The organism is bacterium (assembly GCA_035307765.1).
Taxonomy (GTDB): Bacteria; Sysuimicrobiota; Sysuimicrobiia; order Sysuimicrobiales; family Segetimicrobiaceae; genus Segetimicrobium.
The window spans coordinates 117,090-138,574 of sequence record DATGHU010000006.1 but is presented as its reverse complement, the minus strand read 5'-3'; the positions used below and the strand labels follow the sequence as shown (position 1 = coordinate 138,574).

The 21,485-nt window shown below is 67.0% G+C and carries 17 protein-coding genes and 1 pseudogene; 6 read left to right on the top strand and 12 right to left on the bottom strand.

Features of this window, described 5'->3' with window-relative positions:
• Positions 1-191: 191 nt before the first annotated feature.
• Positions 192-1,304 (top strand): hypothetical protein, encoded by a 1,113-nt coding sequence (locus tag VKV57_01985; protein HLW58674.1) that lies wholly within the window; start codon positions 192-194, stop codon positions 1,302-1,304.
• A 257-nt stretch (positions 1,305-1,561) separates the two neighbouring features.
• Here VKV57_01985 and VKV57_01980 read toward each other — a convergent pair whose 3' ends face one another.
• The 3 genes from VKV57_01980 to VKV57_01970 form a co-directional block, all read right to left on the bottom strand.
• Positions 1,562-2,419, bottom strand: a complete 858-nt coding sequence (locus tag VKV57_01980) for an aldo/keto reductase (protein ID HLW58673.1) — start codon at positions 2,417-2,419, stop codon at positions 1,562-1,564.
• Between the two features lie 809 nt (positions 2,420-3,228).
• Positions 3,229-4,137, bottom strand: a complete 909-nt coding sequence (locus VKV57_01975; GenBank protein HLW58672.1) for an amidohydrolase family protein — start codon at positions 4,135-4,137, stop codon at positions 3,229-3,231.
• A gap of 12 nt (positions 4,138-4,149) precedes the next feature.
• A complete protein-coding gene (locus VKV57_01970) occupies positions 4,150-5,124 on the bottom strand; it encodes a 2-hydroxyacid dehydrogenase (GenBank protein HLW58671.1) in 975 nt (324 codons plus the stop codon).
• Between the two features lie 656 nt (positions 5,125-5,780).
• Here VKV57_01970 and VKV57_01965 point away from each other — a divergent pair.
• Positions 5,781-7,451, top strand: a complete 1,671-nt coding sequence (locus tag VKV57_01965) for a thiamine pyrophosphate-binding protein (GenBank protein HLW58670.1) — start codon at positions 5,781-5,783, stop codon at positions 7,449-7,451.
• Between the two features lie 102 nt (positions 7,452-7,553).
• Here VKV57_01965 and VKV57_01960 read toward each other — a convergent pair whose 3' ends face one another.
• From VKV57_01960 to VKV57_01940, 5 genes are all read right to left on the bottom strand, one after another.
• Complete coding sequence (locus tag VKV57_01960; GenBank protein ID HLW58669.1) at positions 7,554-8,669, bottom strand: FAD-binding oxidoreductase; 1,116 nt, start codon at positions 8,667-8,669, stop codon at positions 7,554-7,556.
• Positions 8,669-10,033 (bottom strand): amidohydrolase family protein, encoded by a 1,365-nt coding sequence (locus VKV57_01955; protein HLW58668.1) that lies wholly within the window; start codon positions 10,031-10,033, stop codon positions 8,669-8,671. The genes VKV57_01960 and VKV57_01955 overlap by 1 nt, the downstream gene beginning before the upstream one ends.
• 63 nt (positions 10,034-10,096) lie before the next feature.
• Positions 10,097-10,294, bottom strand: a complete 198-nt coding sequence (locus VKV57_01950) for a hypothetical protein (GenBank protein HLW58667.1) — start codon at positions 10,292-10,294, stop codon at positions 10,097-10,099.
• A gap of 1 nt (position 10,295) precedes the next feature.
• Positions 10,296-11,699: an amidase gene (locus VKV57_01945; GenBank protein HLW58666.1), complete on the bottom strand. Its 1,404-nt coding sequence runs from the start codon at positions 11,697-11,699 to the stop codon at positions 10,296-10,298.
• Complete coding sequence (locus tag VKV57_01940; GenBank protein HLW58665.1) at positions 11,686-12,813, bottom strand: aminotransferase class I/II-fold pyridoxal phosphate-dependent enzyme; 1,128 nt, start codon at positions 12,811-12,813, stop codon at positions 11,686-11,688. The genes VKV57_01945 and VKV57_01940 overlap by 14 nt, the downstream gene beginning before the upstream one ends.
• Before the next feature lie 446 nt (positions 12,814-13,259).
• Between VKV57_01940 and VKV57_01935 the strand changes: the two genes are divergently transcribed.
• The 3 genes from VKV57_01935 (at position 13,260) to VKV57_01925 (ending at position 16,812) form a co-directional block, all read left to right on the top strand.
• The gene (locus VKV57_01935; GenBank protein ID HLW58664.1) at positions 13,260-14,837 is read left to right on the top strand and encodes an ABC transporter substrate-binding protein; all 1,578 of its coding nucleotides are present in this window, start codon (positions 13,260-13,262) and stop codon (positions 14,835-14,837) included.
• A 65-nt stretch (positions 14,838-14,902) separates the two neighbouring features.
• On the top strand, positions 14,903-15,922 hold the full coding sequence (locus VKV57_01930; protein HLW58663.1) for an ABC transporter permease: 1,020 nt from the start codon (positions 14,903-14,905) through the stop codon (positions 15,920-15,922).
• Positions 15,923-15,924: 2 nt separating this feature from the next.
• Entirely contained in the window at positions 15,925-16,812 is an 888-nt protein-coding gene (locus VKV57_01925; protein ID HLW58662.1) for an ABC transporter permease, read from the top strand.
• A gap of 11 nt (positions 16,813-16,823) precedes the next feature.
• On the opposite strand, the gene VKV57_01920 is transcribed toward VKV57_01925, so the two are convergent.
• From VKV57_01920 to VKV57_01905, 4 genes and pseudogenes are all read right to left on the bottom strand, one after another.
• The gene (locus VKV57_01920; GenBank protein HLW58661.1) at positions 16,824-17,975 is read right to left on the bottom strand and encodes a DegT/DnrJ/EryC1/StrS family aminotransferase; all 1,152 of its coding nucleotides are present in this window, start codon (positions 17,973-17,975) and stop codon (positions 16,824-16,826) included.
• 9 nt (positions 17,976-17,984) lie between these two features.
• Entirely contained in the window at positions 17,985-18,386 is a 402-nt protein-coding gene (locus VKV57_01915) for a RidA family protein (protein ID HLW58660.1), read from the bottom strand.
• A gap of 47 nt (positions 18,387-18,433) precedes the next feature.
• Positions 18,434-18,658: pseudogene (locus VKV57_01910) on the bottom strand (ABC transporter permease subunit).
• A 201-nt stretch (positions 18,659-18,859) separates the two neighbouring features.
• Positions 18,860-19,651 carry an SDR family oxidoreductase gene (locus VKV57_01905; GenBank protein ID HLW58659.1) on the bottom strand — a complete coding sequence of 264 codons (792 nt, stop codon included), beginning with the start codon at positions 19,649-19,651 and terminating at the stop codon, positions 18,860-18,862.
• A 176-nt stretch (positions 19,652-19,827) separates the two neighbouring features.
• Between VKV57_01905 and VKV57_01900 the strand changes: the two genes are divergently transcribed.
• On the top strand, positions 19,828-21,477 hold the full coding sequence (locus VKV57_01900) for an ABC transporter substrate-binding protein (protein HLW58658.1): 1,650 nt from the start codon (positions 19,828-19,830) through the stop codon (positions 21,475-21,477).
• The last annotated feature ends 8 nt before the right edge of the window (positions 21,478-21,485 follow it).

Genomic DNA, 21,485 nt, shown 5'->3' with positions numbered 1-21,485 from the left:
CGCGTCCCGGGACTTACCGAAGACGCCTGGTTGGCCTTCCGCATTTCTTCCACCGCCTCCTTCCAGGGCAAAGGAGGAATAATCGGCCGGGCGAACGTGATCTCCGGGGCTTCGCTTGCGGGGTGACGATGAGCGCACGGTCCCGATCAATGAAGCGGGTGCGGGGGTTAGCAATGGGCAAGGTGGCTGTGATGGGCATCGGTGACTTGGGCGGCACCGTCCTCCGAAACCTGGCTCAAGCGCGTGAAGTCACGCGCCTTTACGCCCTGGACGTGGACGAGACCAGGCTAACCGCGGAGGCGGCCGATGCCGCGGCGGTATCATCATACGGCGACGACAGCACCCCCATCGACCCCATCGCGGTGGATATGCGTAATTCAGATGCCCTGGCGACCGTGCTGGCGCGAATCGAACCCGATGTGATCGTCAACACGGCGACGCTGCAATCGTGGTGGGTGATTACGCAGCTGCCGCAGCCGCTGTGGCGACGGCTTGAGGAACAAGCGCGTTTCGGGCCATGGTTGCCGATGCACCTGACCCTGGCCCTCAAACTCATGCAGGCCCTGGAGATGTCCGGACTGGCCCCCGCTGTCGTCAACGTGGCCTTCCCCGACGCGGTCAATCCTGTGCTGGCAGGGCTGGGCCTGACCCCTACCTGCGGGGCAGGCAATTCTGATCTTCTCCGAGCGGGGATCCGCTGGGCGGCGGCCCGGCGACTGCACGTGCCGGTGCGGGACGTCGCGGTGTACCTGCTGGCACATCATTTCCACGTGGTGTACTTTTGGATGGAGCTGGAGCAGAAGGAATCGCTGGCGGACCACCCCTACTGGCTGCGGGTAATGGTCGGCGGCGCGGATGTGACGGGTGAGTTGGGGGCCGAGTCCTTACTGACCGAGGCGGGACGGGCACTGCCGCGCGGTCGAGCGATCATGGCACGCACGGCGGCCTCGGCGGTGGAAAAGGTGCGACACCTGCTCAGGGACAGTGGCGGCCTGAGCCACGCGCCCGGGCCGGCGGGGTTGGCGGGAGGGTACGATGTCCGCCTCGCCCGGTCCGGCGCCAGGGTGGTCCTTCCCCCTGGCGTTTCGGTCCAGCAGGCGCGCGCCATGATGGAACGGACACAGCGGGGGGACGGCATCGAATCAATTCGGGCCGACGGGAGCGTGGTGTTCACGAGAACGGCCTACGAGGCGATGCGCGATGTGCTCGGATATGATTGTTCAGTGCTCCGCCCGGACGAAAGTGAGGCGCGCGCCGACGAACTCCGTGCACGCCTCGGGACATTGGCAGCACACAAGGCCTGACGGAGTAAGCGAGGCCGGGCACCGTGCCAGATCCTACGAGGTCCTTCAGTAGGAGATTAGTGCAGCGCGAGGGGGATCGGTGAAGATATTCCACCAAGGTCACCCACCGCGCTGGAGGTGCTCCACGGCACGCGGCCAGGGGGGACCTCGGGCCACCTTCCCCGGCGGCTGGGTGATCACCGTGGAGCGCCGACGGGTGAAGCGCTCCCGTCTCATCTATTTCCAATTCAAACGATGGCGCTACGTTCGGGGCGCCGTTAGGCAAACAGCGGAAGCATCTCGAGCCGCGCGGTCGCCTCGCGCAGTGCCGCCTCGTCCGGAGCCGACGTGAACCGACTGGCGGCGTCGAGCACTTTCGGCAGAAGCGCGGTGTCGCCGACGGTGTTCAGGAAAATGCCAGGACGCGACAATACCCAGTGCACGGCCAAATCAATGTCGCGCTGCTCCTCGAGTGGCTGGTACCAGGTGGCCCGCGTGTGCTCGCGACCCCACCAAGGACGACGTGCGATCGCCTTGATCGTCTGCACCGCCACCTTCCGCCCACGGCACGTGGCCACGACGCGCTCGAACATCGCGGCGTAATGAGGGTCCTGCATCATCGCGTAGGTGTACGGCAACAACACCGAGTCGAAATCGAAGCGCTCGAGACTGCGGAGATGCGTCGCAGCGATTTGCGTGCCGTGCCCGGTGACCCCGATGTACCGCACCAAGCCCTGTTCGCGCGCCTCGACGCAGGCGTCGAGGGCACCGCGCGGGCTGAGCGCGGTGTCCCACTCGACCGGGTCGGCGAGGTTATGAAGCTGGATGAGATCGACCCGCTCCACACCCAGGCGCTCGAGCGAAAGGTGGATCTGGCGCTTCGCCTCATCGTACGTGCGCTCTCTCGTCTTCGTGGCGAGGAAGAATCGATCGCGGTGCATTTTCAGCCAGGGGGCGAGCCGCAGCTCAGCGTCGCCGTAACTCGCGGCGACGTCGATGTGATTGACCCCATGGCGGAGGAGCAGGTCGAGCGTTTTGTCGGCTTCGTCTTGGGTAACCCGCGCCAGCGCCGCCGCACCGAAGATCGTCCGCGTGCTCTTGTGCCCGGTCCGCCCGAAGGCAAGCGTTGCGATCATGGTCCGCCTCCTCGGAAAACTGGCCGCCTCGCTTCGGGCGACCTTCGGCGGGAGGTGCGATCGATCCTGTGCCCCGTGCCCGCCGACGCCCCAGATGCCCGGTGCTTGACGTTCACCGTGACTCCTCCGGCGGTGGGGCGACCGCGCGCGGGCGAATGACGACTCCACGGAGCTGGGAGAATCTGATATATTCATCGATGTTTCACCACACATTCACGAAATCTTCGACGGCCCCAGCTAGGCTGAAGGTGAAGCCGAAGCACATCACATCTTGAAGGGAGGAAGACGATGCGAATCCAACGGCTCGTTGTGAGGATGAAACCCATTGTGAGCATGTTCGCCGCGGCCCTGGTTGGCCTGGCGTTCCAGATCGTACCCGCGCAGGCCGCGGTGCCCACCCGGCCCGCACTCTACGCCACTTCTCAACCGACGGCCTCCGCTGACCGGTTTCAGTTCAACCGCTACGACGCGAATGGCCGGGATGGACGCTCGATGGCACCATGCACCACTCGCTTCCCCCAACGAGGATGGGGAAACAACCAAAGCCGGCAGGATTTCTCGTGCTCGACAACTCGGCAGTTTGACCATTTCAACCGAGATCGCGGGTGGCCGTCGCAATCGTGGGGGTCAGGACAAGGGTACGGGCACGACACGCCATAGGGATCGCCGCGCTCGACTCTCCGGCCGTCGGGATCTCGAACTGATCCCGACGGCCGTTCCACATTTCGCGCAAGGACCTCGAAGCGCCATGGATGGCGGCGCGCGAGCAACCAGGCGGACTCCCGCTTCGATTCGCTCCTGACTCCGGCTCAGAAGCCGTACAGCTGGGCGGGATTCTCGACTAGGATCTTGCGCAGCTGCGCAGGGTCAGGCACCCACCGCCTCAGGCGGTTCAGGGCACGCCCGTCGTCTTCAGGCCGGAACGGCTCAATCCGCCCGGGATCCCGCTTCTCCCCGCTGATCCCGCCGGGATGCGGCCAATCGGTCCCCCAGAGGATGCGGTCCGGGTTCGCATCGATCAACGCTCGCGCCATCACCGCCGCATCGTCGTAGTCGTCCTGGGTGGAGATCCGGTACGCGGCGGACAGCTTGACATAGATCCTGCCGCCCCGGAGGAGGGAGAGGAGGGTGTCGAATCCGGGCTGGGCGGGGCCGGATGCCGCCTGGGCCAGCCCGAAATGGTCGACGACCACTCGGGTCGGCAGCGACAGGATCGTGTCGTGCAGGGCGGCGATGACCGAGAGGGTGGCATAGATCTGGACGTGCCAGCCCATGGCGGCCACGCGCGACGCCGCCCCGAGCATGAGATCGCGCGCAGCGGCAGGATCACGCTGCCCGTGCGATTCGAGGTTCACGCGGACCCCGCGCACGCCGGCCTCCTGCATCGCTTCGAGCGCAGCCTCCGCCGTCGCGCTGCTGACGCCCGCGACGCCCCGCGCGCGTGGGTGCAGCCGGCGGAGGGCATCGAGCAGGCAGGAATTGTCCACCCCGTACGGGCTCGCCTGGGTGATGACGACGCGGTCGAGGTAGAGGACGCGCTGCAGCGACCGGAGGTCGTCCACCGACGCCACACCGGGCGTATAGACCCGGCCGGCGGAGAACGGGAATTGATCCGGCGGAGCGAAAACGTGGACATGGCAATCGCAGGCGTTGCGCGGCACGTCGAACGTCGGGGGGGTCTGCGCTACGCCGAGCACCGTGTCGCGCGCCGCGGTCATGCCGTCCGTCCCTCAGCGCGTGGGCGCCGGCGGCCAGAAGACAATATCTTCGTCCGGCACCGCCGCGCCGCTGAGCACTGCCGTTACGTTGCGGTAGGCGTGCTCGATCACCCGCGGAAAATTGTCGGCGACGACCCCGGCCATGTGGGGGGTCACCAGCACGTTCTCCAGCCGCAGGAGGGGCGACGTCGGAGGCAGGGGCTCTTCCGCCGTCACATCGAGTCCCGCGCCGAGCACGATCCCCCGCCGGACAGCGTCGATCAGCGCGTGCTCGTCAACCAGGGCCCCGCGGGCGGTGTTGATGAAGATGGCGCCGGGCTTCATCTTTGCAAATCGGTCGGCGTCGAACATGCCGCGGGTCTCGGGGGTGCTGGGCAGATGGAGGGAAACGATGTCGCTGGTGGCCACCAACTCGTCCAGCGGCAGATACGAGACTCCGAGGTCCCGCTCGATCTCCGAGGGCAGCCGGCGGATATCGTAGTAGACCACTCGGACGCCGAACGGGGCGAGCCGCCTGGCAACGGCGCGGCCGATGTGACCGGCCCCGACGAGGCCGGCCGTCCGGCCCGTCAGCTGAAAGGTGCTGACCCGCAGCGCCTCCTTTTGAAAGCGCCCCGCCCGCAGTTCCTCCGCCGCCCACCGCAGCCGCCGGACGACCGCCAGGATCAGGAGCACCGTCATCTCGGCGACGGCGTCAGCGTTGATGCCCGCCGCGCACAGCACGGGGATTCCCCGGCGCTGGGCCGCCGCGACGTCGATCTTGTCGACACCGACGCCGAGTTTCTGAATCACCCGGCAGCGCGAGGCGGTCTCGATCACCGCGGCTTCGACCGCCGTCCACCCCGCCAGGATCACGTCCGCACTGCGCGCGATCTCCACCCGACACCCGACGTCTCCGCGGTCCGCGTGCACCACCTCGAAGCGGTCCGCGAACCGCGCGTTCACGACCTCCCGCGAACGAGCGGGCAGGACATCTACCGCGGCCACCACCGCCCTCCCGGTCACGGTCGCGCCGCGCGGCTTGGCCTAAGGCACTGGACGCCGGCAGCGGTTACCTGCACCGCACCGAATCCGTCCCGCCCGGCGGGCAGTTTCGTCGGCCGTCCAAGGCCCATTGGAACTCCCGCGCTTCAGCTTGGGAGGGATCGCGCTCAGCTACCGGGGCACCCTCACCGTTGGCGGCGTGGGAGTTGGCCGGGTGCTCGTCCGCCCACCGCAGCGGGCGGACTGTTAGGCCGGTGGCCCCCCGGATCTGCAGCCGATGAGGACCGGCAGGGAGCGCCCGGCCGCAGATGCACGCATGAGCGACGCTGTCGACCCTCGGGTGTGGCACCAACCGTCCTCCGCACTCCCGGAATGAACGAGAGCAGACACGACGACCTCGGCGCCGGCGAACCACCCCAGGCCATCGATGAACCTGGCGCCGCATCGAGTCTGGCTCATATGCGTGTTCGCGCAGCGCCGGGCGCCATCCTGGTCCGGCAGACAGATGCGAGTGTACATTAGCGATTGCTTTTGATCGGCTCCGCACCGCGTGGAGGAGTCGACCTCACGCCGCGCGCGGAGGAGATCGCCGCCGCCCCGCCGCATCTGCGTATGCACGCGGATCTGCGGAGGACAGGGGAGGCTCGTCTGTGGCGGAGATGACCGGGGGCCAGGCAGTCGTCGCACTCCTGAAAGCCGAACAGGTGCGGCACATCTTTGGCATCGTCGGCTCAACCTTCCTCGACGTCCTGGACGCCCTCTACGACGACAAAAGCGTCGGGTACGTGAACGTACGCCACGAGCAGGGCGCGGCGTTCATGGCCGACGGCCTGGCGCGGGTCGCGGGGACTCCCGCGGCGTGCCTGGTGACCGCCGGACCGGGGGCCATCAACCTGCTCACGGGGATCGCCGGGGCGTACGCGGCCCACTCCCCGGTCGTCGCCATCGCCGGCGGGCCACGCCTGGGAGACTACTATAAGGATGCCTTCCAGGAGTTCGACCTGGTCAGCATGTTCAAGCCGGTGACGAAGCTGTCGATCCAGGTCAACAAGGCGGACCGCATCCCGGAGATCCTCCATTTCGCTCTGCGCAGCGCCATGACCGGTCGCAAGGGGCCGGTGTTCGTCGACATCCCCCGGGACGTTCTGAATGATCAGGTTGTCCGGACGGAGGTGGGGCCCGCGGCGAGTTACCGACCGTCGCACCCCCAACCGCCGCATCCGGACGCCGTCAGGGAAGCAGCCCGCCACCTGCGGCAAGCCGAGCGCCCGCTCCTGCTCGTGGGCGGCGGCGTCACGTGGGCGAAGGCCAACGACCTGGTGGCACAGTTGAGCACAAGGCACGCGGTGCCGGCCGTCACCGCCTACGGGCGCAACGACGCCGTTCCGAACGCGCTCCCGCTGTACGTCGGGCCGCTCGGCCGAGCCGGCGCCCCCGAAGCGGCCGCGGCCTGCCGCCGGGCCGACCTGCTGCTGGCGATCGGGACGCGCCTGGGACAGTTCACCACCTACTACGACGACCGCTATATCAAGTCGGGGGCGCGGATCGTTCAGATCGACGTCGACGGCCGCGACATCGGGCGGACCTACCCCGTCATCTTGGGCATCCAGGCCGACGCGAAAGAAGCCGCCTCTTCCCTGCTCTCCGTCCTTTCAGAGGAGCCGGTGTACCGGACGCGAGAGGCGTGGCAGCGGGAAACCCAGGAACTCCGCGCCAAGCGCCAAGCACGGCTGGCGGCGGAAGCCGATTTCCACTCGCGGCCGGTCAAGCCCCAGCGCGTCTACGCCGAACTGCGGCGCGTCCTCCCCCCCGAGGCGATCATCGCGCTGGATGCTGGAGCGGCGCCGGCGTACGGCTATGACCGTCTGCAATTCTCCCACCCCCGCACCCTGCTCACACCCCTCGACTTGGGAGGGCTGGGGTTTGCCTTTCCGGCCGCCCTCGGGGCAAAGCTGGCTCGGCCCGGATCGCCGGTATTGGCGATCCACGGGGACGGCGGCTTTCTCATGAACGCGCAGGAACTAGAGACGGCGGTGCGGCATGGGATCGCCGTCGTCACCCTGGTGATGAACAACAACTGCTGGGGCTCGGAGAAGGCCTACCAGAAGCAATTCTACTCGGAACGCTATATCGCCACCGACATCGGCAACCCTCGGTTCGACAGGTATGCGGAACTCTTCGGCGCCCGGGGGTACTACGCGGAGCACCCCGACCAGATCGGAGATGCCGTGACCGCCGCGCTGGGGTGCGGCGGGCCGGCGGTGATCGAAATCCCGATCGATCCCAACGAATTTCCCCTGCCCGCCACGATGACCCGCCGGGGCGAGTGAGTGGAAACGGATCAGCGCACCGCCGCGGAGGGTTCGCCTAGTGTGTGCAGTCGGTAAAGTCCCGTCCCCCGAACGGTATGAAGAACCACTGGACCGCTTATCTCATTCGGCGCCTGCCGCCTTTGCTAACCGAGCAGCCCGGAACGGTCGGAGGCGCTTGTCCACCTCGCACTTCACCACCTCCTGAGCGATGAAACGACCCAACAGGGGTCCCAACGTGACACCGCTGTGCGTGCAGACGACATACAAGCCTTCGACCCCGGGGACCGGGCCCACCGCGGGGTAGCCGTCCGCAGGAATGGGACGAACGCCAATCCGCGCCGCCTCCAACCCCGTCCCGGCAAGCCGGGGCAGTACCCGAGTCGCCCGTTCAAGGACCTGCGCACAAACCTCCGGCAACGGGACAACAGGCGTCTCCGGCCCCACGGTCCGGTCGAACTCCCCGGCACGCATCATGACCCGCCCTCCCCCGTCGGCCCGCAGGTTCACTTCGTGCGTGTGCAGGATGGCACGGACCCCAACCGCGGAAGGATGCGAGATTGCGAGCAGGCCGCTCGTCGGCGCGAGCGGCAGCCCGACACCCGCAAGAGCGACGAACTGATCCGTCCACCGGCCGACGCAGCTCACAACCAGGTCCGCGTCGAGGCGCTCACCCTCAGCCGTGACGACCCCACGAACACGGCTGCGGTCGAGGGTCAGCGCAGTCACCCGGCAGCCGTTCCGGACCGTCGCCCCGGCCTCCGCCGCCGCCCGCGCCAGCGCGCCAACCAGCACCGGAACATCGACGTAGCCTTCCGATGGATAGAACGCGAACTGAGTAACGTCCGTCGGCGCCCGCAACTCCGGCTCGAGTCTCCGCAGTTCGGAGACGGGTAACCACTCCACCGGGTACCCCCACCCTCGAAGCCGCTCCACCTTGGCGCTCAGTGCCGCGGCCATCGACCCATCGGGCGCCCACTCGATGTTGCCGTCGAGATGCAGCCACGCCGCCGTCTCGAACTCCTGGCGCAGCTGGGAATGCTCCGTCATTCCGGCGACATTCAGCTCGTGGTACTCGAAGGGGGACTTGTCGTTGGAATTGAGCCATGCAAAAGTCGCCGCCGAGGTCCCGCCGCCCAGGCGGCCCGCTTCGAGGAGCGCGACCTCGGCGCCGGCCTCGGCCAGCCGAAACGCCGCTGACGCGCCGACGATCCCCCCCCCGACGACGATGACCCGCATCACGTGCACCCTTCCGCGCCGGCCGAGCGCCTGACCGTCCCGTCCTCGCAGACAAGCGTACCGTTCACGAAGACGAGATCTACCTGGTCGAGACGACCCCGACAGACGACGAGATCGGCGATCTTGCCGGGGGCGATCTCGCCCCGGTCGGCGGCGAGCCCAGGGTACGCCGCCGTCACATTCTTCGTGACGAGCGTGACCGCCTTCGGCAGCGCAAGCACGCCGTCCGCGACCGCGTGAGCCATGCCCACGTACGGGTTGTCCCAGCGCCCGGCGGCATAGTCGGTCGCGACGAGGTCCACCAGATCGTGCCTCAACAACGCATACATGTTGTCGGGCCGCTCCACGAGCTTCCGGGCACCGAAAGCGTCGAGGGTACACACCTCGATCCACGCGCCCTTCTTTTTCACTCGCCTCGCGCACGCGAGCGACTCTTCGACCGTGAAGGTCGAATGGTTGGTGTGCCCCGAGACAAGGAACGATCCGGCCGCATCTGCGGCGTCATCGATCGCGGCCTCCGAAGGCGCGGAGGTGTGCACCACAACGGGGACGCGGTGGCGTGCCGCTAAGAGGCCCGCCTCGCGTAACCCGTCGAGCGCAACCTGAAACGAGGGCAGCACCGTGCTGTGGATAATCTCCCGCGCGCGCTCGGGCGTCATCCGGCCCGCGAGGCCAACCTGCGCGAGCACAGCTTCCACGCGCGCGCGGTCGTATGCCTCCACCTGACCCCGTCGGCCCAGCACCGCGTACTTGATCCCCGCAGCCTGGTGAGGCGTGAGGCGAACGCCGGTCTCCCGTTCCACGGCCATGGGGATGTACATGTAGTCTTGGCCCCCCCCTGCGAGCGTGTGGCCGCCGCCCACTTCCCCGATCGCGACCGCGCCGTGCGCCAGCATCGTCTCCACGCTCATGGCCAAGTGTGCGGGGGCCAGGCCTTTTCCATCGGCCTCGTTCGCGGCTTGAAACGACAACGGGAAGTGAATCGTCGCGGAGCGCAGGTTGATCGGATGGGCGCGAACGCTCCGATCGACCTCTTCGGGAAGGTTGAAGCCGTCGAGGTTCAAGAGCGTCGTCGTGCCGCCGAGCAGATGGTAGTCCAGATTGGCGAGGACGCGCTCGAACGGCAGGGGCGGCGCCCCGCTCGCAAAGAGGGGACACGCAACGCTCCCGTGCGCGTGGGAGTTGATGGCGCCCGGCACGATCAGGCGCCCGCCGAGATCCATGACGGTGTCCCCGCCGCCGGTCCGGGAGTGCGAACCGCTGCGGACTTCAACGATCCGCGCGCCCTCGACCACGACCGCCCCGTCGGAAATCACCGTCGCGCCGTCGCCGGTCACGACAGTGGCGTTCCGCAGTACCAGCATGCCGTGTCCTCCGCGTTCAGAAACGTGCAGGAGATCGGCGCGGCGCCCGCCTGAGAACGGGCGCTACGACGGCCGGTGGAACGAGATCGGCAGGAATCCGACCGGAGTACCGGCTGACTCGTCGGGGGAGGCCGGTTGCACCCCGGCGAGCTCGGTGCGGGTCGTACTGACGGCTTGGCCGATCGCGGCGAGGTCTTCATCGGTGAGCGCCAGACCGAGTCGTTCGGCTTCTGCCCGAAGCCATGCGCGCTCCACGCCCATGCTACACAACCTCCCGCATGGCCGGACGCCGAGTGTGCCATGGCGTCGCCTGTTCGTACGCATGTGCGATCCTGAACAACGTCGCTTCGTCGAAGGGCCGACCTGCCAACTGAAGACCCACCGGCAGCCCGGCGGCGGTTGTGCCGCACGGGAGCGTCAGCGCCGGGTGACCTGAGAAATTGAAGTGCCGGGTCAACCAGCCCGTGTCGGGCGGACCCGCCTCGGCCAGTTGCGCTTCCACGGTAAACGCCGGGAGCGGCACGGTGGGTGTCACGAGGGCATCGACATGACGCAGCACCGCTTCAAGTTCGCGCCGCCATAGCGTCCGGACCTGCACCGCGGCGTCGTAGTCCGCCGTGGTATAGAAGGCGCCGGAGGCGATGCGCCGGCGCGTGCGTAGCCCGTAGGCCGAAGCCGCCCGCCGCAGCCGGCTGGCGTGCTCCGCGAACGCCTCGACCATGGTGAGCACGGCTTGCGCCGGGGCAACATCCCGCGCGCGGGGCAGGTCCACCGGTTCAAGTGATGCCCCGAGCGTCTCGAACTGCCCCAGCGCCGTCCGAACCCGCTCGTCGACCTCGGGGTCCAGTCCCTCGAAGAAATGCTGCTGCGGTATGCCGAGCCTCAGGCCCCTGACCCCCGACGTGAGGCCCTCGCCGTAATCCGGCACGGACACGTTCGCGCTCGTCGGGTCGAGCGGGTCATGCCCCGCCATCACCCCGAGGAGCATCGCACAGTCTGCGACCGTTCGCGCCATCGGCCCGGCGGTATCCATGCTCCAACTGAGCGGGATCACCCCGTACCGGCTCACGCGGCCATAGGTGGGTTTGACACCGACGATCCCGCAAAAGCTCGCCGGCACGCGAATCGACCCGCCCGTATCCGACCCGGTCGCCGCCACCGCCAGTCCGGCCGCCAACGCGCTGGCCGAACCTCCGCTCGACCCGCCCGCGTATCGGGAAAGATCCCAGGGATTGCGGTGGGGCCCGAACACGTCGAGTGCCCCGCAGGCGAACTCGGTCGTGTTCGTCTTCCCCAGCAGGATCATGCCGGCCTCGGACAGGCGGCGTACGTGTGTCGCGTCGTGGTCCGGCACGAACTCAAGGAGCGTGCGCGAGTGGGCGGTGGTCCGCACCCCCTTGGTCGCGCTGATGTCCTTGTGGGCCACCGGGAGCCCGTGCAGCGGCCCCCGGCGGCGCCCGTGCACGATGTCGTCCTCGGCCGCCCGCGCCGCGACCAGGGCGGAGTCTCCGCAGATAGTAATGTAACTTCGCAGGTCCTCGTTGTACCGCTCGATCCGGGGGAGCAGCGCGCTGACGATCTCCACCGGCGAGACCTCGTGCTTCTCCACGAGGCGGGAGAGCGCCGTCAGGGGCAGGAATGCCAGGTCGGCATCACGGGGCGGCATAGAATTCGGCGACCTCATTCATGACGTCCTCCACCCCGTCGCCCATGTCGGGATGGGAGGGCAATGTGAGGATCTCCTCGACCAGTCGATCGGTGACCGGTCGCGGGCCGGGATCCTCTCCCGTCCGCGACACATACGCGGGCGTCCGGTACACGAGGGAGCGATAGTGGATGCCCGCCTCGATCCCCCGCTCCCCCAAGAACCTCCTGAGCGCGTCACGATTGGGCGCCCGCACGACGTAGTGCAGCCAGGCATGCTCCCCCCACGGCATCACCGCGAACGGGCGCACGGGGACCCCTCGCCGGCCGAGTCCCTCGGTGTACCGCCGGGCATTATCCGCACGCATGCGATTGTTGGCTCGGAGGCGACCCAGGGAGACGCGGCCCACCGCCGCGAGGCTCTCGCTCAATGTGTGGTTGAAACCTACGGCGTGGACGGCCGTTCGGTAGGCATCCCCGCGATCCCAACCGTGGCGGTGCAGCCGCACCATCCGACGATACACTTCTTGGTCCCCCGTGAACACCATCCCGCCTTGGCCGGCGACCGTCACGCCCTTGCGGGCAAAACTCGCGGCCGCAGCGTCGCCGATCGAGCCCAGCATGCGTCCCTTGTACGTTCCCCCAAGCGCGTGCGCCACGTCCTCGATCACGTAGATCCGCTCCCGTCGAGCCAAGTTCAAGAGCGGATCCATGTCTACGGGATGACCGTATGTGTGCACGACGACGATCGCCCTCGTGCGCCGACTCAGCAGCGGCCCCACGGTCGAGGCATCGAGGTTGGCCGTATCCTCGCGGACATCGCAGTACACCGGTCGCGCTCCGACCTGGATGGTGCACTCCGCGGGGGCAAGGTAGGCGTTGGCGGGGACGATCACCTCATGGCCTGGGCCGAGGCCAAGGGCGAGCATCGCCAGGTACAGCGCCGCCGTTCCGGACCCAACCCCGAGCGCATGCGCAACACCAAGGTATGAGGCCGCTTCACGCTCGAACGCCTCGACCTCGGGTCCATCATAGTAGATTGGCCCGGGGGTCGGCCGGAGCATGGCCTCCCGCATCTCCTCGTCGAAGGGAGTCCAGACGGTTCGATACCGGACCGAGCCAATCGGTGCCCTCACATTTGCCTCCATTGAATGTCATCACGCTAATGTTTCCAACAGCGACGTGCTCTTCGGAAACGTTTTGATGTATGCCGGACGCATGCAACACGCGTGTTGTGAGAAGCGGCGACACATCGACCCTAAGGCGTCGAGCAGATTCTGGGCTGGTTTCGACGGCATAACGAACAATCCTGTCGCTTTTTGCGTAGGTGTGGTCGTTTCTCAGAATACCATTCGGCTCTTCACCCGGAGGAGGAGTTTTTTTGCATCCGCCAGTATAGTATCAAGACTTTCCTTGGCACGCAGGCGCCCGGAAACCTTTCGCACGGCGCCCGACGGGCGATACGACCGCGCGCAGCCACAAACAGGCTTACGCACGCAGCTGACGTAGGAGGGGGCGCGACATGACGGAGGACGCAAGAAACTCGGGGAGAACTCGCGTGACTCGTAGGGATCTCATGAGGATGGTTGGAGGAGGGGCGGGCTATTGGCTGACCCGCGGCACGCTGGGGATCTCCTTGGCCAGCGCGGCCCCAAGCGACACTCTCGTGACCGGCTTCAGCTTCGATATCAAAACCCTTGACCCCGGTCGCCAGCTGGAGAACGGAAGCAGTCACATCGGCCACGCCACCTACGACTCCCTCGTCACCTTCGACGGTGCGGACCTCACGACACCCAAGCCATCGCTGGCGACCGGCTGGAAGGTCTCGCCCGACGGAAAGACATTAACCTTTACGCTGCGCAGGAACGTCCGGTTCGCCACCGGGAATCCGCTGACCAGCGCGGACGTCAAGTGGTCATTCGACCGCGTTCGATACATCAAGGGCAACGGGGCGTTCTTGCTCAACGGGGTCCAGGACGTGCTCGCGCCCGATCCCTACTCTGTGGTGATTCAGCTCGACGCCCCCCACCCGGCGATCCTCCCCATTCTCTCCAGTCCGGTGCTTGGCGTCCTCGACAGCAAAGTCGTGACGCAGAATGGTGGGGATGCCAGCCCGGATGCGAAGGAGAAGGATAAGGCGGAAGCCTACCTCAACGATCACTCGGCGGGATCCGGTCCGTACATTTTGGAGAGCCAAACGCGGGACCAGGAGATCGTCCTGGTCAAGAACCCGACCCATTGGCGCGGCGCCCCATCGATTTCCCGGGTGGTCGTGCGCAACATCAAGGAGCCGGCGACCGAGGAACTCATGCTCAAGCGAGGCGATCTCGAAATCGCCTGGGGCATCGGTCCCGACGAAGCGCGGTCGCTCCGGCAAACCCCCGGCGTCACCGTCAAGACCGCGCCGGCGCTCAACCTGCTGTATGTCATTATGAACAATAATCCGCAAGTGGGGGGGCCGTTCAGCAATCCGAAGGTCCAGCAGGCCGTCCGTTATGCGCTCGACTACAACGGGATTCTCGCCCTGGCCGGCCCGGGCTCCGTCCGGCTGGCCGGCGTGATCCCCACCACCCTCCCGGGCGCGCTCCCATCGAGCGAGGCCGTGAAGACCGACCTGGACCGGGCGAAGCAGCTCCTAAAGGATGCGAACCCTGGCGACCTAAAGGGGCAGCTGTCATTCTCGACCGGCAACGTGTTTTATGGGGTCCAGTTCGGCATCGTCGCGGAAAAAGTCCAGGCCGATCTGGCGAAAGTAGGCATCCAGATCACCCTCGATGGTCTGCCGAGCAGCATCGCGCTCCAGAAGTACCGCGATGCGAAAGATCAGCTGGGTATCTGGGCCTGGGCGGCCGATTACCCCGACGTCAGCGACTACCTGGTCTTCGTCCCCGGCCGGACGGTGGGCAAGCGTGCCGGCTGGCCGGCCGACGCCAGTCCTGACACGCAGGCGTTGGCGGACCTGGCGACAAAGGCGGAGACCGAGATCGACAACGCCAAGCGGGTCTCCTTGTACCAGCAGGTCAACCGGAAGATTGCGGAGATCGGCCCATTCGCACCAATGTTCCAGCCGGTGGCCCCCTACGCCTTTCGGTCGACCCTCCGCGGCGTCGTGCTGGCCAGTACCTGGTTCATTGACTACACAACCGTGAAGAAGGGGTAGCCGACGATACGCCCACGAGGACGGACGCGCTGGCCGCCTGATGGCCGCTCCGTCCCGGGCTGACCGTGCATCTCCAGACCTATATCCTCAGGCGCGTCCTGCTCCTGATCCCCATGCTTGCGGGGATCACGGTGGTCAGTTTCGTGCTCTCGCATGCGGTGCCGGCGGACCCGGTCACGGCCAACGTCGGCGAGCAGGCCGCCGCGGATCCCGCCGTGGTCGCCGCGTTTCGGCACCGCTGGGGCCTCGACAAACCGTTATACCAACAGTACCTCATCTACCTCTGGAACCTGACCCACGGCGACATGGGGACGTCGATCTCCACCAAGCAACCCGTGCTGCTCGATCTCCGCCAACACCTCCCCGCCACGATCGAGCTGGCCATCCCGGCGATGGCGGTGGGGATCGCCGTCGGAGTCCCCCTCGGCATTGTGTCGGCGGTCAACCGCGCGAAGGCCATCGACGAGGTTGCGCGCGTCGTATCCATGGCGGGGGTCTCGCTGCCGGTCTTTTGGCTCGGGTTGATGGCGATGCTCGTGTTCTACGCGCAACTTGGGATCGCCCCTTCGCCCGGCCGCCTTACCGCGTCGATCGTGCCGCCCCGGTTCATGACCGGATTCCTGCTCGTGGACGCGCTCGTCGCGCGCCGCTTCGACGTCATCGGGGATTGGTCGGGCCATCTCGTCTTGCCGGCCATCGTGCTGTCGCTGTACGGATTGAGCAGGATCACGCGCGTGATGCGCGGGAGCATGCTGGAGACGTTGGACGAGGACTTCATCAGAACCGCACGGGCCAAAGGCCTGCGGAGGTGGCACGTCATCTTCCGGCACGCCGCCCGGAACGGGCTCATCCCGGTCGTCACGATCATCGGGTTGAGCTTCGGCGATCTCCTGTCCGGCGCCGTCGTTACCGAGACGGTGTTCGCCTGGCCCGGGCTCGGTCTCTACGCATTCAGCAGCGCGACCTCGCTCGACTTCCCGGCCATTATGGGCGTCGGGATTACGGTCGCGACGGTCTACATCTTCGTCAACCTGCTCGTCGACATCGCGTACGCGCTCTTCGATCCGCGGGTCCGGGTCGGATAGGCATGGGCGCCACGGTTGGAGGGGTTTCCTCCCCCCTCCGCGGCAGGACGCCCCGCTTCCCACGGGTGCTGCCGCGCGGGTTCACGCGGTCTCCGGTCGCCGTCTGCGGTCTCGCCCTGATCGCGGCGTGGGTGCTGGTCGCCGTGAGCGCGCCGCACCTCGCACCGTCCCTGCCGCTGGCGCAGGACATCGCCGCGCGGCTCTCTCCGCCCTCGCCTGCCCATTGGCTTGGCACGGACCAGTTGGGGCGGGACATCCTCACCCGCGTGTGTTACGGTGCGCGCCTCTCGATTCCCGTGGGCATCGCCGCCGTCGTGCTGGCGATGCTGCTCGGCGTGGTCATCGGCAGCACCGCCGGATTCCTGGGCGGCGCGGTCGACGAGACAATCATGCGGGTCACGGACCTGATGCTCGCCTTTCCTACGGTGATCCTGGCGATGGTGATCACCGCGGCCCTCGGCGCGGGCATCCGAAACGCCATCATCGCCATCATGATCGCCTGGTGGCCCACCTATGCGCGTTACATGCGCGGGCTCGTGCTCGCGCTGCGAGAGCGGGAGTACGTGCAGGCCGCGCACGCGCTCGGCGCCTCACGGATCCGGGTCTTGGTTCGCCACCTGCTGCCGGGAACGATCTCTCCGATCGTCATCCTCAGCACCCTGGACATCGGCCGGGCCATCCTCACGTTCGCGACGCTCAGCTTCCTCGGGCTCGGCCCGCCGCCCGAAATCCCCGAGTGGGGCTCGATGGTGGCGGCGGGCAGGAACTACCTCGATCAGTGGTGGATCAGCACCTTCCCGGGGCTGGCGATCTTTACCTTCGTGCTACCGATCAACATCGTCGGCGACCGCCTGCGCGACTTCCTCGATCCAAGGTTCCGGAACCGATAGCTGCCGGGAGCTCAGTCATTCACCGTACGCAGCGCCGCCAGCACCGCCGAGGCCACCTCGTCGACCTGATCCGTGTGCAACCCCGGGTACATCGGTAGGCCCAACACCCGGTCAGCCAAGCGCTCGGCGACCGGGAAGCTCCCCGGACCCAAACCGAGGTGCCGGTAGACGGGCTGCAGGTACACGGGAGGAACATAGCGGAGCGCGGTGGCGATCCCGGCTTCGCGCAGGGCGCGGCGTACCTCAGCGCGGTGCGGCAGCTGCACGACATAATCCCGCCAGGCGTGCGTGCAGCCGGGCCGCACCACGGGCGCCGTCACTCGGGTCCCGGCGAAGTGGCGGGCGTAGCGGTCGGCGAGGTCTTGCCGCCGGGCCTGCCACTCGCGCAGGTGGTGGAGCTTCTCCCGAATGATCGCGGCCTGCATGTTGTTGAGTTGGAGATAGTACCCTTCCACCAGGTTCTGCTGACCGTGCACCTCCTCGCGCGCACTCGGCGTCATCTCGTTCATCGCCGGGTATTGCCCCACCGCTCGCAAGAGCCGAATACGCCGGGCCAACTCCGGGTCGTGGGTGACGACCATGCCTCCGGTGCCCGCCCCGCTGATGACCTTTCGGATCCCAAAGCTGAAGCAACCCGCCTTCCCGATGAGGCCGGTCGCCTGCCCATGGTACGACGCACCGATGGAGAGGCAGGCATCCTCGATAACGAGGAGGCGGTGACGTCGCGCGATCTCCACGACCGGCCCCATCTCCGCGGGATGGCCGTACAGGTGCACGGGGAGAATCGCTTTCGTTCGGGGACTGATCCGGTTCTCGACCAGCGCGGGGTCGAGGTTCATCGTGTCCGGCTCGACGTCGCAGAAGACAAATCGGGCGCCGGTATGGCTAATGGACGCCGTGGTGGCCAGATCCGAGTTGGGCGCCGTGATGACTTCGTCCCCCGACCCCACCCCGAGCGCGAGCAGCGTCAGGAAGAGCGCGGCGGTTCCGGACTGCACCGCGACGGCATGACCGCCTCCCAAGAACGCGCTGACATCCTGCTCCAGTCCCGCCGCCTGCGTCACGGCAAAGTCCTCATCGATCAGGACTCGCCGCACGATGCCCTCGAGCGTCGGGAGGAGTTGTCGGTGCTGCCAGGTTTCGTCGAGGTTGGGGATTCGCATCGAGCCCGGTTAGTGTTCCAGGACCGCGATCACGTCCACCTCGACACGGAGCTCGGGGCTGCCGAGGCCGGCCACGATAAGCCCCGTGTGCGGCGGGCGGTAGTCGCCGAAATGCTCGAAACGCACGGCGCTCACGCCCGCCGAGTCCGCACGGTCGACGAGGTACGTGGTGACTTTGACGACGTCGGTCCAGTCGGCTCCCGCGGCGGCGAGGATTCGGCCGATGTTCTTGTAGATCTGTTTGGCTTGTGCCACCGCATCATTGGGGCCGACGGGGTTGCCCGTTTCGTCGCGGCCCACCTGGCCCGCGAGGTACAGCGTGTTCCCCGCGCGGACCGCCGGGACGTAGCTCGGAGTTCTGTACACGCCGTTCGGTTGAACGATCTGGTGCCGGGATCGCGGTTCGCTCAATGTCTCCCCTCCCCCCTCTATCGGGTGATTGCTTCCGGCATGGCGCGTCACCCCCCGCGCAGCCGCGGATCGAAGGCGTCTCGTGCAGCATCGCCGGCAAGGTTGAACGCAGCAACCGACAACAAAATCGCCAGCCCGGGAAAGACCACGACCCGCCAGTAGTTCCGCATGTACCCACGGCCATCCGCGACCATCCGTCCCCAGTCCGGAGATCCCGGCTGCGCGCCGAACCCGATAAAACTCAACGCCGCGGTCGTAAGGATTATCGCCCCAAGGTCGCGCGTCGCCTGCGCATCGCCCCAACGAGGCGCGCCATCTCATCGAACCCCAGTCCGACCACACCCGGCGGCAGCTGGGTCGGCTTCCGTGAGGAGCCAGGCGAGCGGTAGAATTCGGCAATCTTCGCCGTGATCGTCTGCGCTTGGACGCCGGACACCCGAGAGCGAAAAAGAGCGTCGAGGTCCGAGTTCACGTTACGGCGCCGACATCGGGCGCATCGTCAACGTCCACCCGCCGTCGATGAGAAAGTCTTGCCCGGTCACATAGGACGACGCGTCCGAGGCCAAAAAGACGCACAATCCAACAAGATCTTCTGGGCCGGAAATGCGACCGAGCGGGATGAGATCCGTCGTGATCCGAAACCGGGGCGACGAGGGGTCGGGCGGTCGGTCCGGCGGTGCGACCGATCCCGGAGAGAGCGCGTTCACCGTGATGCCCTCGGCCGCCCATTCCACCGCCAGGCCTCGGGTCAGCGCGATGACCGCGCCTTTGGATGCGCTGTAGGAGGTCCGCTTCACCACGCCCTTGCGGGCGGAGATGGAACCGATGTTCACGATGCGCCCCTTACCCTGGGCGCGCATCACGGGGTAGACAGCCTGACAGGCGTGCAGGACTCCCCGCACGTTGATGCCCATGATCCAGTCGAAATCGTCGGCCGTGTGCTCAGCGGCCGTCTTGTCGACGCGCACCGCACCGTTATTCACGAGGACATCGATTCGGCCCCAGCGGGTAACCGCAAAATCCGCCATGCGCTGGCACGCGTCCCGGTCGCTCACATCGGTCGGAATCGCCTCCACATCCCAGCCCTCATTCCGCAGGAGCGCGGCGGCCGCTTCCCCGCTTTCCGCGCCGCGGTTCGCGATGAGGACGCTTGCGCCGGCGCCGGCCAAGCCCCGACTCAATCCCAACCCGATGTTCCGGTTGCCGCCGGTGACGATGGCGACGCGCCCTTCGAGCGAGAACAGGTTGAGCGTGGGTAAGTGCACCGGGCGATCCTGTGGAATCGACGTCACCTCATACCAGCCGGGCGACCCATGCCAGCGGATCGGTATTCCGTTTCAAGTCCGCGCAATCCTTCCCCATAAAACGGAACGATCGTGCCCATCGCCGCAGGGATTCGGCGTCTGTGGAAGAATTTGGTGAAAATCTCGTGCGTGTGGAGGTGGCAACGGTCATGCAATCGCAGGGTGATGGTGCGGGCCGGGTTCGGCGGCGGGACCTCCTTCGGATGGCGGCGGCCGCAACCGGGGTCGCGGGGATCGGCGCGTGGATACATCCGAGCCGGGTACGTGCCGCGGCATCGTCGCCATCCAGTCTCATCGTCGGCTCGAACTTCGATATCAAAACGCTCGACCCTGGGCGGGAACTCGAGGAAGGCACCAACAACATCGCCCACGTGACCTACGATCAATTGGTCACGTTCCAGGGTGAAGACCTCAAGACCCCCCGCCCGTCGCTGGCCACCGGGTGGACAATCTCTGACGATGGCCGGGCCTACACATTTAGGCTCCGGCCGGGGGTCCGCTTCGCGAGCGGGAATTCGCTCACCTCGGCCGATGTGAAGTGGTCGCTTGACCGGCTCATGAACATCAAGGGCAACGCGGCGTTCTTCCTGGACGGTGTCGAGGAGATTCAGGCGCGGGATCCCTTGACGACGGTGATCCGCCTCCGCGATCCCCGTCCCGGGATCCTGGCGATTCTCTCCAGCCCGGTGTGCAGCGTCGTGGACAGCAGGCTGGTGATGGAGCACGGGGGCGAGGCGGGGCCCGACGCAAAGGAAACCGACAAGGCCGAATCCTTTCTCAACAGCCAATCGGCGGGAAGCGGATCGTTCATCCTGACGAGCTACACGCCGAATCAGGATATCGTGCTGACGAGGAACCCCAACCACTGGCGCGGAGCCCCGCCACTCGGCCGGGTCATCATTCGAAACATCAAGGAGCCGGCGACGCAGGATCTCGAGCTGCGCAGGGGCGACCTGGACATCGCCCTCGCCATCGGCCCGGACCAAATCCGCACCCTCGCGCATGCTCCCGGCGTCACGGTGAAGACGAGTCTGGCCTCAAACCTCCTGTACGTCATGATGAACAACAACCCCCAGATCGGGGGGCCGTTCAGCAACCCGAAAGTGCAACAGGCCGTGCGCTACGCGCTGGACTACCAGGGGCTGCTCGCGCTTGCCGGGCCGGGAGCCATCCGGCTCGCCGGCACGATACCCACGAACTTCCCGGGGGCCCTCCCCTCTTCCGAGGCGGTACCGACGGACCGCGCCCGCGCCCGGGAGCTGCTGAAAGAAGCCAACCTGGGCCCGCTGAGCGGTGTGCTGACGTACTCGAGCGACCTCGTCTTTTACGGCGTGCAAAACAGCGTCATCGCCGAGAAGGTGCAGCAGGACCTCGCTGCCGTCGGCATCCGCATCTCGCTCAACGGCCTGCCGACCGCCCTCGCCCTTCAGCAGTACCGCGACGGCAAGAACCAGCTCGGCATCTGGGCGTGGGCGGCGGTCTTCCCCGACGTGAGCTACTACCTGGGGTTCGTCCCCGGGCGGACCGTCGCGGTGCGCGCGGGCTGGCCGGCGGACGCTACACCGGAGACGCGACAGCTGGCCGACCTTGGACGCGAGGCCGAGCGCGAGGTCAACGACGCCAAACGCGCGGCGCTTTATCTGAAGCTCAACCGGACGATCGCCCAGATCGGGCCGTGGGCACCGATGTTTCAGCCGGTGGTCCCGTACGCGTTCCGGTCGAACGTGCGGGGCGTCACGTTTGCCAGTTCCTGGGAGGTCGACTACTACGCGGTGGGCAAGGGGTAGGATCGCGG